This is a genomic window from Pseudomonas sp. KBN12P06040 (genome assembly GCF_037574965.1).
Classification (GTDB): domain Bacteria; phylum Pseudomonadota; class Gammaproteobacteria; order Pseudomonadales; family Pseudomonadaceae; genus Pseudomonas; species Pseudomonas aeruginosa.
The window spans coordinates 5,072,803-5,086,635 of sequence record NZ_JBBELS010000001.1 but is presented as its reverse complement, the minus strand read 5'-3'; the positions used below and the strand labels follow the sequence as shown (position 1 = coordinate 5,086,635).

Sequence of the window (13,833 nt, the reverse complement as noted above, 5' to 3'; positions counted from 1 at the left end):
CTATCGGGGAGAGTTCAGGATTTGTTCCAGGAGCTGGGCGACCAGGCGCCCGGTTTCCTGCTGGGTGATGCCGAGGAATTCGCGCTTGGGCAGCTTGATTTCCCAGCTTTGCGGGCCGGGCTGTTCGTCGCGCAGGACGCGAATCAGCAGGCCGGCCTGCTGAAAGCCGACGTGCTGCTGGATCCACGGCACGGATGGGCGAGACAGCCCTTTCTTGCCGGCCTGGCGGACACGAAAACCCAGGCGGCGCAGGCGCTTGGCCTGTTTCTCTGTGCAGGCCTGGTTCGGCTGGACGCGGTTCCAGCGGCGCATCTGCGCGGCGGTGCGGCGTTCCACGTAACCGTCCTGGTGCTGCCCCGCGATGTGGCCCATCAGCGGATTACGCCAGCCCAGCACGCCCTGGTCGGCGTTCAGTTGAGTGACGTTCAGGTGCTTGGGCTTGACCAGGCCCGCAAGCATCTTGCGGCGGCCCTTGCGCTTGCGCGGTTCAAAGGGCGTACCATCCGGGCTCTGCTGGCCGGAGACGTTGCGGCGAGCCTGGGCGCGTACGCGCTTGAGCGCGTTGTTCAGCAGGCGCCGGCGGAATTGCGGCGGCAGGCTCATCAGGGCCATCTGGGCGCGCACGTCGAGTTCGCCGCGCATGTCGAAGTTCAGAGCGCCGCTAGCCATGGATCACCTCGCCATGCTCGGCCACCCACAGGTCGAACGGCACGAACGCCCAGCGCTGGCCGAACGCTTCGATTTCGCCGGCGGGATCCTCGGCCAGGTGCAGCGGTTCGACGAACTCGACGGACAGTTCTACGTCGGCCAGGTCCGGGTCCATCTGCTCGACGTCAAATACAGGATCCGGCAGGCCGTCGCGGTCCTGGTCGTTGTTCTCCAGCCAACTGCCGACCAGAGCCATGAGGCGCCCGGGGTGATCGGCCAGCCGTTCCAGGATGATGACGGCGCGATAGCGCATCGCGCCCAGGCGCAGGCCTTCGCGTTCAGGCTTCCAGACCAGGGTCAGGCTCACCTGTTCGGCGAAGCTGTCCAACTGCTCGGTGGGCACCAGTTGGCGGTCGATCAGGTAGGCGGTTAGGGCGCGCAACTTGTCCATTACAGAAGCTCCGCTGTGATGCGCGAACGGCCCTGGATCAGGCGGACGGCCTGCTGGCTGTAGGCCAAGAACAGCTCGCGGGTCTGCTCGGCCTCTTTCGCCAGGTTCTCGGCCTCGGGACGGCGGTTGACCGTGGCGAACTGGCCGAGCAGCTGAGCCTTGGCGCGGCAATACACGGCGCGCTTGTAGTGCGCGACGTACTCGGCGCGATCCGGCAGCACCTGCGGATCTGCGGTTTCCAGCCGAGTGACCCCAGCGGCCTGCCAGGCGCGCTTGCGCTTGGCCAGGTCCTGGTTCACCTCGGCCCGGGCGGTGGTCACGCCGTCCACCAGCAGATCCAGCAGGTATTCCGCCGGCATGCGGTACAGGCGCTGGAACTCGGCGACGTCCAGATCCGGCCAGAAGCCGTCGTTGGGGATGGGCTGCTCGATCACGTGGGTGGGTTTGCCGGAAAAGCTCATGCGTGACACTCGAATAGGGCGGGGCTGACGCCTTCGGGTTGAGCGGACTACAGGTAGCCGTCTCGCCTGGGCGCGCCCCGCTGCGGGGGGTAGTCGGTTAAGGGCTGGCCGGGGGCGCGTCCGGGGTTGTCCTCGCGTCGGCTTCTGCCTTGGCCAGCGCCTTGGCGGCGGTGGCTCGGCGGGTGCCGACGCCGATTTCCGGATACAGCTCCACGGCTCGGTCGAAGTGCTCGATGGCCTGCGTCCACTCCTCGCTATCCATCGCGATCTGGCCCAGCACCTTGTGGAAGCGCGCCGGGATCCGCTCGAACAACGTCCACTGGCCATCGACCAACGGCAGGAGGTTGGAGACGTAGGGTTCGGGACTGCGCAAGGCCTTGTACTCGGCTTCGGCCCAGTCGATGACGGCATCAGCCACAAAGGTCTGGATATCGCGGCGCTTGAAGCGCTCCGGCATCTCCTGGCCCTGCTCGATAGCGAACAGGGCCAGTTCCAGGCCGTCCTCGAACTGAACCGTGTCGAACAGCCAGACCAGCACCTGGACCAGGACCGGATTCGGGTAGACCAGGCCGGCGGCGCGGTAGCGCTGCACATAGTCCAGATACTTGGGCAGCAGTTCGTCGCGCTTCAGGCGCTGGCGTTCCTCGCGGCTGTTGATCGCGCTGATGCGCTCCAGGTCGCCATCCAGGGCGGTCAGCATCAGGGCCAGGTGCTTCTGCGCGTTCGCTGGGCTGTTCAGCGCCTCGCTCGGGTTGTAGGCCGGGACGGTGGCGGCATCAGCCGCCACGCCCTCGGCCAGAATCCGGCGCTTGTGGGCCAGGGCCAGGCTCACGGCGCAAGCTCCACGGAATCGGATTCCAGCGCAGCGAACTTGCCCAACTGCTCGATCACGTAACCTTCATTGCGCCCGTTGTAGTCCTCGACGCGGGAGCGCTTGGGGTTCTCCAGAAGATGGCGCCGCCAGCTGGTGTCTTGGAAGTAGATCGACAGGTTGTCCCAGCTCGTGACCATGATTCCCTTGACCGGGAAGAACGGCACCAGGAAGGACGGCAGGCCGCCATAGGTGGCGATCACCTGGGCTTCCTCGATCCGCTCTTTCTCGGTCGGGGTCTGCCCCTGCGCGGCATACAGCTTGCCCTTGTCGTATGCCAGCAGGTCGGAACCGATGATCGCCACCAGGTCGCCTTCGTCACGGAACACAGGGTCGATCATCTGCTTGACGTCATGCACAGCCGCGTCGAGGTTGGCATAGTCGCCCCCCTTGCCAATGACGATTTTCTTGGCCGGGTCGGCAGATTTCAGCACCTGTTCCGGGATCAGCTCGCGGGCCAGTTGCAGCCAGCCTTTGTTCACGTCCTGGAGCATCGGGAATTGCTGAAGGTCGGTCTGCTTGGCCGCATGGGTGCCGTGGAAGCCGATCAGGATCCGGTCCAGGGCGATGCGGCGCTGAACCGCCGCCAGGTAGCGGTCGGCAAAGTCCGGGAACTTCGCCCAGCTGTCGATGGTGGCGAACTTCAGGGCCACGTCCGTTTCGGTATGGAAGAGTTCGTATTCGTTGTTCTTCAGGTCCAGCAGGTCGCGCGGCTCGCGGTCCTTGGTGCTGGTGTCGGTGCGGCTCGACGCAGGTCCGTTCAGGCCCAGCAGAACCTTTTCGCCCTTGATCTCGCTGACCGGGACGACGTTGATGCGACCGAGGAAATCGGCGCGCTCGGTGATCTGGTCGTTGAGTTCCTGGGCGTGGGTGGGCTCCACTGCGAAGGTGCGGGCGGTGTCGTGGACGTTATAGGCCTCGGCCATGTCCTCTTGGAGTTGCTGGTACTGCGCCTGGGCGCGTTCGCTGAGGGCACCCATTAGCGCAGCCCCTTACCGCGAGCCTTGGCGGCGGCGCCAGTGGTGCGCGGGATCTTGCGCCCCTGGGCGGTGTTGAGCAGCTTGGCCATGGTGTCCTGCAGCTCGTCCATGCGGGCGCTGAGTTCCTTGGTTTCCTTGCCTTCCTTGCCCTTCTTGCGCTTGAAGTCGCGTTCTTCGTCAGCCTGGTCCACCACGTCCTGGACGGCGGCGCCGACGGCATCGACTTGTTCCTGGGTGTCGCTGGTGTCCACGTCCTCGACGACGGGTTCGATCACTGCCTGGAGCCCGGCCAGGATGATAACCAGTTGATCGTAAAGGGCCTTGAGGGCCTTGGCGGTGGCTTCATCCATTGGTTCTACCTCGTCGGATGATGGGTTTTCGGTGGGGGTGTTGGGGACGCTGAAGAGCTTGAACACGCGGGTTAGCGAGGCGATCAGGCCGCGCACCTCGGGCGCGGTCGCGCCGTCGTCTTCGCGCAGGTTGCTGAGGGGGTGGGAACTGGTGAAGAAGCGGACGCCAGCGCCGTTGGGGCGGCGGCGGGAGAAATACAGTTCCTGGGTGCGGGTGCTTGCCGGCTCGTCGGTGACGGCCATCCCGGAGAGGTAGCAGCGGCCGGAATTGCGGAAGTTCGGCCAGATCTCGATGCTGGAGAACAGGCCTTTGCCCTGGTCGTTCAGGGCCAGCAGGTCGTCGTTCGGGCGCAGGCGGGCTTCCAAGCTGACCTGGCCGGGCTCAAGTTCCGGGTCGTCCTTTGCTTCGACCAGGCGCACTTCGTAGACCGTGCCGTGGGCGCCCCTCCAGCGATCATGTTCGGCCCAGATCGTCGCCGTGTAGAAACTGCGGTCGTAGGTTTCCGCGCAGTCGCGCAGTTCCTGCTCGGTGATGACGCGCCCGTCTACGGTGTCGCCGCTGACGGCCACGCGCTTCCACGGTGAAACAAGGGAACGGGGCATTCGTGGTGCTCGGTTGGTGTCGTTGAGCGCCACGATAGGGAGCGGGGAAGGGCCAAGAAAGCGGATCCACTGCGCGTTCCTGCGATCTGATTTCGTTAGTAAAAACAGGCAGTTGCGGAGCGCGTTAGGGCGATTTTCGGCGCATAGACTGCGCCCCATGTCGTACTCAATCGAAGTGAAGGAAGCCGCCAAACGGCTGTATCTCCGGCGGGCGAAGCCGAAGGAGATACAGGCCCAGCTGGGCCTGCCCAACGTCCGCATCGTCTATTACTGGATCGCCCGGGGCGGCTGGGACGAACTGCTGACAGATGAAGAACCCCTGGCCGCGATCAGCAGGCGGATCACGCTGATTGCGGAGAAGCCTGGGGCGTTGTCGAAAGCAGACCTTGACGAACTGGACCGACTGACCTCGATCCGCGAGCGCCTGCAGAAGCAAGCGGTCAGGCCTGCGCCGTCACCTGCAGGCGAGCCCGCACCGGACGCCCGCGCCGAGCGCGGCCGGGAGCGCGGCGAGCGCCCGCCACGAGAGGGAAAACGCAAGCCCAAAAAGTTGAAGAATGACGTCTCAGGCGTGACCGAAATCGACTTCCTGGACAAGTTCACGTCGCGGATGTTCGGCTACCAGCTGGAGCTGTTCGCGGCGAAGAAGAATCCGCTTACGGCGCGGATCCGCCACATCCTGAAGTCGCGCCAGATCGGGCTGACCTACTACTTCGCCGCCGAAGCATTCATGGACGCAGTGCTGACCGGCGACAACCAGATATTCCTGTCCGCCAGCCGCGCCCAGTCCGAAGTGTTCCGGAGTTACATCGTTGCGTTCGCAGCGCAGTGGTTCGATATCGAGCTGTCCGGCAATCCCATCATACTGAGCAAGGACGGCAAGCCGTGGGCGGAACTGCGGTTCCTTTCGACGAACAGCAATACGGCGCAGAGCTACCACGGCCACGTCTACATCGACGAAGTGTTCTGGATCCCCAATTTCCAGAAGCTGCAGACGGTGGCCAGCGCGATGGCCTCGCATGCAAAGTGGCGCCTGACGTACTTCTCCACGCCCAGCGCAGTAACGCACCAGGCGTACCCGTACTGGACTGGCGAGGAGTTCCGCAACAGCAAGCGCGGAAAGAAGGCCGGGCCGTGGCCCAGCGAAGCGCAGATCCACGCCGGCGCGTTGTGCCCGGACGGGCAGTGGCGCAAGGTCATCACGATTCAAGACGCCATCGCCGGCGGCTGCAACCTGTTCGACCTGGAGCGCCTGCAACTGGAGTACGACGAAGAGCGCTTCGAACAGCTGTTCATGTGCAAGTTCATCGACAGCACCCAGGCTGCATTCGCCTTGGCCGACCTGGAGCGCTGCTATTCCGACTTGGGCCTGTGGACGGACTACGACCCGGACAGCCCGCGGCCGTTCGACAACCGCCCGGTCTGGCTTGGGTACGACCCCAGCCGAACCCGTGACGACGCGACGTGCGTTGTCGTTGCCCCGCCCCTGGAGCCGGGCGGCAAGTTCCGGATCCTGGAGAAGCACAGCTGGCGGGGTACGTCATTCACGCACCAGGCCCGGCAGATCGAGCAGTTATGTCAGCGCTTCAATGTCCAGCACATCGGCATCGACATTACCGGCGTCGGTTACGGGGTGTTCGATCTGGTGAAGGACTTCTATCCCCGGGCTACGCCTATCCACTACAGCCTGGAGGCGAAGACCGCCTTGGTGCTGAAGGCCCAGGATGTGATCCAGGGCCGGCGGATCGAGTGGGACGCAGGCTGGACCGAGGTCGCCGCCGCGTTCCTCTCGATCAAGCGCGGCACGACGGCCAGCGGCCTGATTACTTACAGCGCGTCGAGGACCGAGGCTACCGGCCACGCCGACGTGGCCTGGTCGATCATGCACGCGCTAGCCCATGAACCCCTGAACACCAACAAGCGGCGGCGCAGCCGCTATTCCCTCAGCAGCTCGACACAGGCGACCCATGGCAAAGCGAAAACCACGGCAGCAGGCACAACAGCGCAACGGTGCGCGCGCGTTCTCGTTCGGCGCACCGGAACAGGTGCTGACACAGAATATCGGCGAGTACCTGGGCGTCTTCGCCAGCGAGTGCGGGCGGATCTACCTGCCGCCCGTGTCGCGCCAGGGGCTGGCCAAGCTGCTGCGCGCAAACCCCCATCACGGCGCCATCGCACCGTTCAAGCGCAACCTGCTGTTGCGTGACTTTCTCCCGTCCCTCGGGCTCAGCGTGCAGACGATGCGCTGTGTAGGCCTGGACCATATGGTGTTCGGGGAATGCTTCCTGTACCTGCGCGAGAACATCGCCGGCCAGGTCCTGGAGCTGGAGCACCTGCCGGCGATCAACATGCGTTGCCGATTGGACGGCGGGTACACCATGTTACTGCCGCATGGTGAGGAACTGGAGTTTGACCAGGACGAAGTGCTGCACCTGAAAGAATACGACGTGGAGCAGAACATCTACGGGATACCCGACTACCTGGGCGGGCTCCAGTCGCTGCTGTTGAACGAAGCGGCGACACTGTTTCGCCGGCGCTACTACAGCAACGGAGCGCATGCCGGCTATATCTTCTATACCAACGATCCGGACTTGAGCGATGAAGACGAAGAGGAATTGAAGGCACAGATCGCGGCAAGTAAGGGTGTCGGAAACTTCCGTTCTATGTTCGTCAATATTCCCGGCGGTTCTGAAAAGGCGATCCAGATAATCCCGGTCGGCGATTTCCAGGCGAAGGACGAACTGGAGAAGGTCAAGAACATAACTCGTAATGATGTTATCGCCGCTTGGCGAATGAACCCGGCGCTGGCGGGAATCATTCCGGAGAATAGCGCTGGATTCGGTGACATTGAGAAGATCGACCGGGTGTACATGAACAACGAGATTCGGCCGATCCAACAGCTGTTTCTTCAGGTGAATGAAGTGCTCAGAGAAGACCGGCGCATTGCGTTTAAAGAAGCCTCCGCAGGCTAGCTTTATGGCAAAATAGGTTCCTGGTCGGGACCGTAGGGGGGAGATATGCGGGTCTACTGTAAGTTGTGTGGATCGAAAGCGAGAATCGCAACGCGGGAAGATATTACGCCTGAGTTCGCCAAGTTGTATTGCCAGTGTTTGGATGCTAAGGGATGCGGGCATCGTTTCGTTATGAATCTCGCGTTCTCGCATACCTTGGTTCCGGCAGCGGAGCCGCTGGAGCGAATTCTGTTTGACCGTCTCCGCGAAATGCCCCGCCACCAGCAACGAGCCTTATTCGATCAACTGGGGTTGTTGCCCTGACGCCCAATCTTCTCCAACAGTTTGGAGGTTCCCGCTAGGTCGCTGTTCACCCAGTTGATAATCACTTGAGCGCCTAGGCGCTCAGGCTCTGTTAGCGGAACGGAACCAACTGCCCCACTCACGAAACTAAGCGCGTGCTGTACGTCGTTAAGTTGGTCGCGCAGCTCAGTAATTGTGAGGTCTCCCATTTGCCGGTACTCCATGCTGGCCAATTGATGGGAGCAAACTTTATATGTCTCTATTTTGCTTGGTCAAGCACTTTTTCAGGCTTGATTTTATTTTTTGGATATGGGGCGATGAACGGTTTTTGCTGGATTCTGGAGTGTCGATATGTTTGGCGGTGGTGGCGGTTTCATTATCGATATTTCAATAGAATAATTTTCTCATTAAATGTTTTTCTGAATGGAGGATTTTTACAATGAAATTTTGCTAAATTAGTTAAATGCTGGTTTTTGGAAAATAATTTTGTGCTGATCTGGTATATAACTGGTTATGTCGTTTTAGCGCTGCAATTGCTGTGCGCTAACCTCCGCTGAAAGTGAGAAAGGGCGCCGAAGCGCCCTTTGTTATGCCTGTTCCTCCCATCCCTCCAGGTCGTGGATCCCCTCGAACCTGACCATTCCGAAGCGCCGGGCGCCGGCGGGGTCCTGCATGCCCACCAGGAACTCCCCCGGAGGCAGCGGGATCTGGACGACGCCCAGGCCGCTGAAGTAGTTGAGCACCGGCGAGGCTTCGACGATCACGAAGGTGGACGGCAGCCACAGTTGCTTGCGTGCTTGCCGATTACGCTCTTCGCTGACATTGAACACGCGGCGTTCTTGCAGGTGAACCGGCGCGCCGATCATTGGCTGATCCTCTTGTGCTGGTCGCAGATCGCGGTCCTGGTCGTCAGGAATCCGCCTCGGTCGCAGTGGTGGATCGCCTGGACGGCAGCGCCTGGGCAGGTCGCGGCCGGGGCTTTCTCGGTGCGCAGGTATCGACAGTTGCCGCATTCCGGGCGTTGGTTCACGTCTTGCCAGCGCAGGGCAAACCGCTTCTGCTCGGCCAGGGTGCCGTGACGGTCAGCTTTCATGCGTGGGCTCCCTTGCGGTAGAGCTGCAGCTCCTCTTCCAAGGCATCGATCCGTGCGTTAAGCAACTGGACCAGCCGGTCCTGGTGCTGGCGGGACTGGTCGTCGAGCAGTGTCTGTTCCAAGCGGGCGATGATTTCCGAATTCATGCTGCGATGGTTGTCCCGCGCAGTCTCCGCGACCCGGTCGCGCATGCCGTCAGGTAGGCGCACTACGAACTTCTCGGCGGTACGGGAGTTAGACATGGTGGTGTTCTCCGAACGTGATAGCAGGGGCTGTAGGACGTATGGGGCGGGCCAGCAACTGGGCGACTACTGAGACGTCCTGGTCGGTGAGTTCGCCCAGGCTGTAGGCCAGGGCGGCGACGCTCTGCAGCCTGGCCCGGGCCGCGTCCGTTTTCATGACCAGGAATGCAACCAGGGCGCCGCCGACGATGGCGGTGGCAACCAGATGGCGCGGTGCTGTGGTAGCCTTCGCGTTGCTACCGCTGGGGTGTTTCTTCATCGTGTGACTCCTTCGCTGGTGGTTGGCGTCGGGGAGCGGCTACTCCTCGACGCCTCTTCTTCATGCCGTCAGGCGTTCGGCTGTTTCGGTGCCCACATGCTGTTCAGCAGGGCCCATACCACTCGGCCGTTATCGTCGCGCTCGATGCGCTGGCGGACTTTCAACATGGCGGTCCCGTCCAGAGCGATGACCAACAGGCATTCGTCCTGCAGGATCGGATCCAGGCGCCGCAGGTCGTTCAGGTTGAAGGGGTGTGCCTCTCCATCCTCGAGGCCGAGCAGAAGGCGCCCAACGACTCCCCCTGTTTCCGTGTGACAGAGTGCTTCCGGCACCAGACGCCGCAGTACCTTGGTCGCCTGTATATCGATCAGCGACTTGACCAGTTGGGCTCCAAAGAGCTTGCCCAGGTTTTCTTCGTTCTTCGTCATCGTGTTGTCCTTCGTTGGTGGTTGAGGCGTTAAGCCGCTTCCGGGGCCCACAGCTCGATCAGGCGCTGCCAGATGGCATTGCCGTTTGGGACTCGCTCGTGGACCTCCAGCTCGGGGCTGTAATCCATGACCAGGACCGCCAGGCAGTCCTGGAACAGATCCAGGTCCAGGCCGCGCAGCTCAGTCAGGTCAAAGGGGAATTCCTCGCCGTTGTACAGCCCGAGCAGGAAGCGCCCGATGGTGCGCGCCTGGTCGGTTGGCTGGAGCGCGATGGGGGCCAGGCGGACCAGCGCCTGGTTGCCGGCGGCGATCAGGGCGGGACGCTCCTGGTCGTAGGCGTAGATCTTGGCCATGGCGGCGCTGATGGATTCGTTCATGGGGTTCTCCGTTCTCAGTGGTTGGGGGTTTCGCGGTGGTTGGCCAGCAGGCCGACCAGGATCTGGAACACGTCGTTGCCGAGCCTGCAGGCGGCCAACTGGCCGAACTCCAGGCCGGCTTCCTGATGCAGCCAGGCCGAGCGCTTGAACCCGGCCAGGCTGAGCATCGTTAGCAGCAGCGCCTGGTGGGGCTCGTCCAGGGCGTGCAGCGCTTTCAGCATCCGCGGCAGTTGGTCGTCCTCGATCTCGGGGACTTCCCAGTGACGGTCCTGCCGGGGCTGTAGCTGCGGTAGGCGCAGCAGCTTGGCGCCGCGCCGCCACCAGTAGAGAAAGTCCTGGTGCGCGGTGCTGCTGGCCAGGTCGAACGGGCCGACCAGGCGGGCCAGGTTCTGGGCGAGTGGTTGGGTGGCGTCCATCGTTGTTCTCTCCTAAAAAATCCGTTCTGCGTATGCCCTCGCCAGGTCTGGAACATCCGGAACAGCTGGGGCCGAAAAGTTGGAGGCCGCGCCATTCGTGGCCTCTAGTACTCCCCGGCTGTTCCGGTGCTACTGGAACACCTGAGAACAGGTGAAAAGTGAAAGTCGCTGTAACCCTAGTGCCACGTGGCTTACCGGCTGTTCCGATGAAAAATGCTCTTGGAACATTGCTGGAACAGGTAAGGAACAGAACTGTTCCGATTGTTCCTGTGTGTTCCAGTAGTGGTGGAACGTGTTTTTATGTTTAAGTGATTGAAAATAAAGAGATTTATATTTCATTTTTCATTTGTTCCATATGTTCCGGACAAACTGAGGGTCTACGCAGACTTCCTTGGAAAGACCTGAACCTCTAACCGCACACGAGACCTTCGCCGGGCTCACACGCACCTCTTCTGAAAGATCCAGCACTGCAGAGGGCGCTTCTCCAGGGCGGATCGAACCTTTTTGTTTTCGATGAAGGCATAGGTCTGGCTCTTGGGCAGGTCACGACGCAGCAAGGTCGAGGGTAGGAGTTCCTGCCCTGCGTTCTTCGAGGCTTGGGTGAAGTGCTCGAGGTTGATGGCAATTAAGGCTGGATCGGTCGAATGGTTGAGAGTTTCGTGGATCTCTTCCCGGGTCCCGTCCTGGTCGGTGATCGTTACCACCCGCTCATTGAGGAAGTGGTAGATGTTCCAGAACTTGGTCAGCAGCTCGGGTTCGCTACTGATGACCTGCTGCCTGTGTTGTGCGCGATTCTTGAGATGCTGGACGACTTGCAGTTGGAGTTCGTCGGTCCACCCTGGCAGCAGTCCCTGGGTCGCATAGGCTGCCGCCATAACCGTGGCGTGGCAGTCAACGATCCGGAAGTGCTTCAGCGCGCTAACGCCGAGCAAGAACTTGTGGTAGGTGTCGCGGGCTTTCCAGAAGCGCTCCAGCCACAAGGTTTCATTGGCCAGGCAGTGACGTAGGTAGCCAGCCAGGTGGCCGACCTCGAGGCGGTGCAGGCGGTCGGCGACTGCTTTCAAGGCAATGGTGTGGTGGTCCCTGGTCGCGTGCAGGTGAACGATACGGGTCAGGGTCGGTTCGCTCGCCACTACCTGATTGTTCTGCGCGATGCACAGGGCGGCGCGGAACAGAAGGCTGGCGGTTTCGGGACCGGTAGTTTTCGTACCAGTGGTGCGCAATGTGCCGTTGTAGTCGAAGAGATCCTTGTGATCGTCCCAGTTGAACTGGTTGATGATGATGCGTCCCTGGCTGTCGGTGGACTCGCTGTCGGATTCGATGAACACCACCGGCAGGTTGCTGACCTGGGCGAGTACACGGGCCAGGCCCACGTTACTGGTGCCGCCACCGTTAGGCTTGATGCCTTCATGATTGGTGCGGCCGAACAGACGCCAGAGGAAGCGCAGCAGGGACGATTTACCCGCACCGCCCTGCCCCGTGAACTCCAGGTAGGGGTAATTACCGACCATCTTCTTGATCTGTTGGGTGAACAGCGATCCGGTCCACCAGGAAAGAGCGGCCAGGCCGTTCATCTGGTGTACGGCCACCAGGTCGTCGAACCAGTCCAGGTTCACCTGCTCGCCATAGGTGATATGCAAGCTTTGCAACGCGGTTTTCAGCGCACCCTTCCCTGTGTCGAGATAGCGGTGTTCGTTGGCCAGCAGCTCGCGGCCCTTGATGAACCCGAAGTCTTGGAAGCAATAGGTGCCGGTTTCTTCGTCATACCCCACGAATGGTAGGGTCCGCACCACGTCCGGGTTCTCTGTCCACTGCTCACGAAGGATCGACAGAACCTTCTCGCCACCGTTGAACACCCCGCCAGGCGTGCGCTCAAGCAGCGTTTTGGCGAAGGCCCGCGGCTCAGCGATAGAGCCAGCTGTCAGGGCGACCGTCACGCTGTTGCGACCGTTGGGGAAGGCGACGCGGAAGAAGTATTGCTGTTCGTTGGTAATGACGTCGCTCTGGATGTATTCGAAGTGCGGTACGCAATTGGCGACCTGCTCGACGGTGGTGTGCTTCTTGAACTCTTCCAGGAAACCACCGCCCGGGGCTTCACCATCTGTCTGCAGCTCGTTCTTGTTCACCCTGGCCGAGTACAGGCGATTGCCGAACTCCAGCAGGAAGAACGACCGATTCAGGCGCTGGAACATGACATAGGCCTTGTTCAGCGGTGTGGGTGCCGTGAAAAGCCGCCCCTCGTACAGGGCATCGTTTACCAGGGTTTCGTCCAGGCGGCCGATTCGGTAGACGTCATCCCAGTCCTGTGGCTCGCCGTTGCCCTGCAGCGGCAGCAGGGCGACGGCCACCAGCTCGTTCCTTTCCGCCAACTGCTTGCGGTATTTCACCGTGAAGGTGCGGCCAGCCTTGTCGTTGTCCAGGGCGAGTGTCCACGTCACCAGCTTGCCCTGGTGCTCGTCGACGTAGGCCCAGGGGAAGTTGTTGGCCGAGATCGAGGCGATCACCTTATAGCCGGCGAGCCACAGCGCGATGGCATGGAAGATCCCTTCGACGATGAACACCTTGTCGTTCTTCTCGATGACCTGGCCAGGTGGTGTCCACCCCTTGTTCTGGTAGTTGGTGCCGTACTTGATGTGGGCCTTCTTGCCTTCGTTGGCCTGGATCCCGCGCTGGTCGATCAGGCGTTCCCAGTAGCCGTCGCACAGCGGGAACCGGACGGTTTCCACCCACTCGCCGCTCTTGGTCTTGTACCGCGCTTGCTCGTAACAACCGGCAAGTCGATCAGTGTTGAACCCGCGAGCACGCTGGAGGTAGGCGCGAGCGGTGGCGTGCGGGTCGGCCTCCGATCGGGGGAAGCGATCGGAGAGGTTTTCGAACAGGTAGGAGTAACGGTCGCGGGTCTTCTCTTCGTACTGGCACTTGTTGAGCCGATTGCATTTCAGCTGAAAGGGCTTCTGGCGACTGATGTACAGCGAGCGCTTCCCACAGCCCGGGCATACCCCGTTGTTCAGGTACTTTTCCGAAGCCTCATGCGGCTTGAAATCCAGTTCGGCGTCGCTTTCCAGCGCCGGCAGAACGTCCTGACGGTAGATCTCGTCGAACTGGTCCTGGCTTACACGTGCGTTCATTCCGGTTCCCTTACTGCTGCTGACCAGCTTTCGATTCGTTGCGCACTCGCTGCGCCTGCTCTGCAGCTTCCAGGGCCATGTGAACCATGTTGATCAGCACGGCCCCACGCGAGCCCTCCCTCTTTGGCCGTATCAGGTAATGGCCTGCCCTGATCTCGTTTTCCACAGCGCTTTTGGACTGGCCGGATCGCTTCACGAACTCGGCGACAGTCACGTATGGCGTGTCGATAGCAATCTGCATTCTGATAATCTCCTGACTGATATTTGTGGAT

18 protein-coding genes are annotated in these 13,833 nt (G+C 61.5%); 3 read left to right on the top strand and 15 right to left on the bottom strand.

Annotation, left to right across the window (positions count from 1 at the left end):
* From VQ067_RS23965 to VQ067_RS23940, 6 genes are all read right to left on the bottom strand, one after another.
* Positions 1–669 (bottom strand): hypothetical protein, encoded by a 669-nt coding sequence (locus VQ067_RS23965; RefSeq protein WP_023126976.1) that lies wholly within the window; start codon positions 667–669, stop codon positions 1–3.
* Positions 662–1,099, bottom strand: a complete 438-nt coding sequence (locus VQ067_RS23960) for a phage tail protein (protein WP_126869527.1) — start codon at positions 1,097–1,099, stop codon at positions 662–664. Before VQ067_RS23960 ends, VQ067_RS23965 begins: the two co-directional genes overlap by 8 nt.
* Positions 1,099–1,560: a head completion/stabilization protein gene (locus tag VQ067_RS23955; protein ID WP_126869528.1), complete on the bottom strand. Its 462-nt coding sequence runs from the start codon at positions 1,558–1,560 to the stop codon at positions 1,099–1,101. The genes VQ067_RS23960 and VQ067_RS23955 overlap by 1 nt, the downstream gene beginning before the upstream one ends.
* A 97-nt stretch (positions 1,561–1,657) precedes the next feature.
* Positions 1,658–2,392 (bottom strand): phage terminase small subunit, encoded by a 735-nt coding sequence (gene gpM, locus VQ067_RS23950; RefSeq protein WP_340080924.1) that lies wholly within the window; start codon positions 2,390–2,392, stop codon positions 1,658–1,660.
* Positions 2,389–3,411 carry a phage major capsid protein, P2 family gene (locus VQ067_RS23945; RefSeq protein ID WP_012074147.1) on the bottom strand — a complete coding sequence of 341 codons (1,023 nt, stop codon included), beginning with the start codon at positions 3,409–3,411 and terminating at the stop codon, positions 2,389–2,391. Before VQ067_RS23945 ends, gpM begins: the two co-directional genes overlap by 4 nt.
* A complete protein-coding gene (locus VQ067_RS23940; protein WP_019725791.1) occupies positions 3,411–4,364 on the bottom strand; it encodes a GPO family capsid scaffolding protein in 954 nt (317 codons plus the stop codon). Before VQ067_RS23940 ends, VQ067_RS23945 begins: the two co-directional genes overlap by 1 nt.
* 157 nt (positions 4,365–4,521) lie before the next feature.
* Between VQ067_RS23940 and VQ067_RS23935 the strand changes: the two genes are divergently transcribed.
* Genes VQ067_RS23935 through VQ067_RS23925 form a run of 3 tightly spaced genes read left to right on the top strand, consistent with a single transcriptional unit; the run spans position 4,522 to position 7,639 of the window.
* Positions 4,522–6,570 carry a terminase large subunit domain-containing protein gene (locus tag VQ067_RS23935; RefSeq protein ID WP_340080923.1) on the top strand — a complete coding sequence of 683 codons (2,049 nt, stop codon included), beginning with the start codon at positions 4,522–4,524 and terminating at the stop codon, positions 6,568–6,570.
* A complete protein-coding gene (locus VQ067_RS23930; protein ID WP_340080922.1) occupies positions 6,482–7,336 on the top strand; it encodes a phage portal protein in 855 nt (284 codons plus the stop codon). The genes VQ067_RS23935 and VQ067_RS23930 overlap by 89 nt, the downstream gene beginning before the upstream one ends.
* A gap of 45 nt (positions 7,337–7,381) precedes the next feature.
* Positions 7,382–7,639 carry an ogr/Delta-like zinc finger family protein gene (locus VQ067_RS23925; protein WP_019725794.1) on the top strand — a complete coding sequence of 86 codons (258 nt, stop codon included), beginning with the start codon at positions 7,382–7,384 and terminating at the stop codon, positions 7,637–7,639.
* 566 nt (positions 7,640–8,205) lie between these two features.
* On the opposite strand, the gene VQ067_RS23920 is transcribed toward VQ067_RS23925, so the two are convergent.
* The 9 genes from VQ067_RS23920 to VQ067_RS23880 all read right to left on the bottom strand — a co-directional run bounded on the left by VQ067_RS23920 (position 8,206) and on the right by VQ067_RS23880 (position 13,802).
* Positions 8,206–8,484 (bottom strand): hypothetical protein, encoded by a 279-nt coding sequence (locus VQ067_RS23920; RefSeq protein WP_023107722.1) that lies wholly within the window; start codon positions 8,482–8,484, stop codon positions 8,206–8,208.
* Complete coding sequence (locus VQ067_RS23915; protein ID WP_031633744.1) at positions 8,481–8,711, bottom strand: hypothetical protein; 231 nt, start codon at positions 8,709–8,711, stop codon at positions 8,481–8,483. The genes VQ067_RS23920 and VQ067_RS23915 overlap by 4 nt, the downstream gene beginning before the upstream one ends.
* On the bottom strand, positions 8,708–8,953 hold the full coding sequence (locus VQ067_RS23910) for an Arc family DNA-binding protein (RefSeq protein ID WP_019725797.1): 246 nt from the start codon (positions 8,951–8,953) through the stop codon (positions 8,708–8,710). Before VQ067_RS23910 ends, VQ067_RS23915 begins: the two co-directional genes overlap by 4 nt.
* Positions 8,946–9,212 (bottom strand): hypothetical protein, encoded by a 267-nt coding sequence (locus VQ067_RS23905; RefSeq protein ID WP_340080921.1) that lies wholly within the window; start codon positions 9,210–9,212, stop codon positions 8,946–8,948. The genes VQ067_RS23910 and VQ067_RS23905 overlap by 8 nt, the downstream gene beginning before the upstream one ends.
* Before the next feature lie 68 nt (positions 9,213–9,280).
* The gene (locus tag VQ067_RS23900; RefSeq protein WP_033994819.1) at positions 9,281–9,640 is read right to left on the bottom strand and encodes a DUF7673 family protein; all 360 of its coding nucleotides are present in this window, start codon (positions 9,638–9,640) and stop codon (positions 9,281–9,283) included.
* 29 nt (positions 9,641–9,669) lie between these two features.
* Positions 9,670–10,017, bottom strand: a complete 348-nt coding sequence (locus VQ067_RS23895) for a DUF7673 family protein (RefSeq protein ID WP_023107726.1) — start codon at positions 10,015–10,017, stop codon at positions 9,670–9,672.
* Between the two features lie 14 nt (positions 10,018–10,031).
* Complete coding sequence (locus tag VQ067_RS23890; protein ID WP_033994818.1) at positions 10,032–10,433, bottom strand: hypothetical protein; 402 nt, start codon at positions 10,431–10,433, stop codon at positions 10,032–10,034.
* Positions 10,434–10,870: 437 nt separating this feature from the next.
* The gene (locus VQ067_RS23885; RefSeq protein ID WP_033994816.1) at positions 10,871–13,561 is read right to left on the bottom strand and encodes a toprim domain-containing protein; all 2,691 of its coding nucleotides are present in this window, start codon (positions 13,559–13,561) and stop codon (positions 10,871–10,873) included.
* Between the two features lie 10 nt (positions 13,562–13,571).
* The gene (locus VQ067_RS23880) at positions 13,572–13,802 is read right to left on the bottom strand and encodes a hypothetical protein (RefSeq protein ID WP_033994814.1); all 231 of its coding nucleotides are present in this window, start codon (positions 13,800–13,802) and stop codon (positions 13,572–13,574) included.
* Between the last annotated feature and the right edge of the window lie 31 nt (positions 13,803–13,833).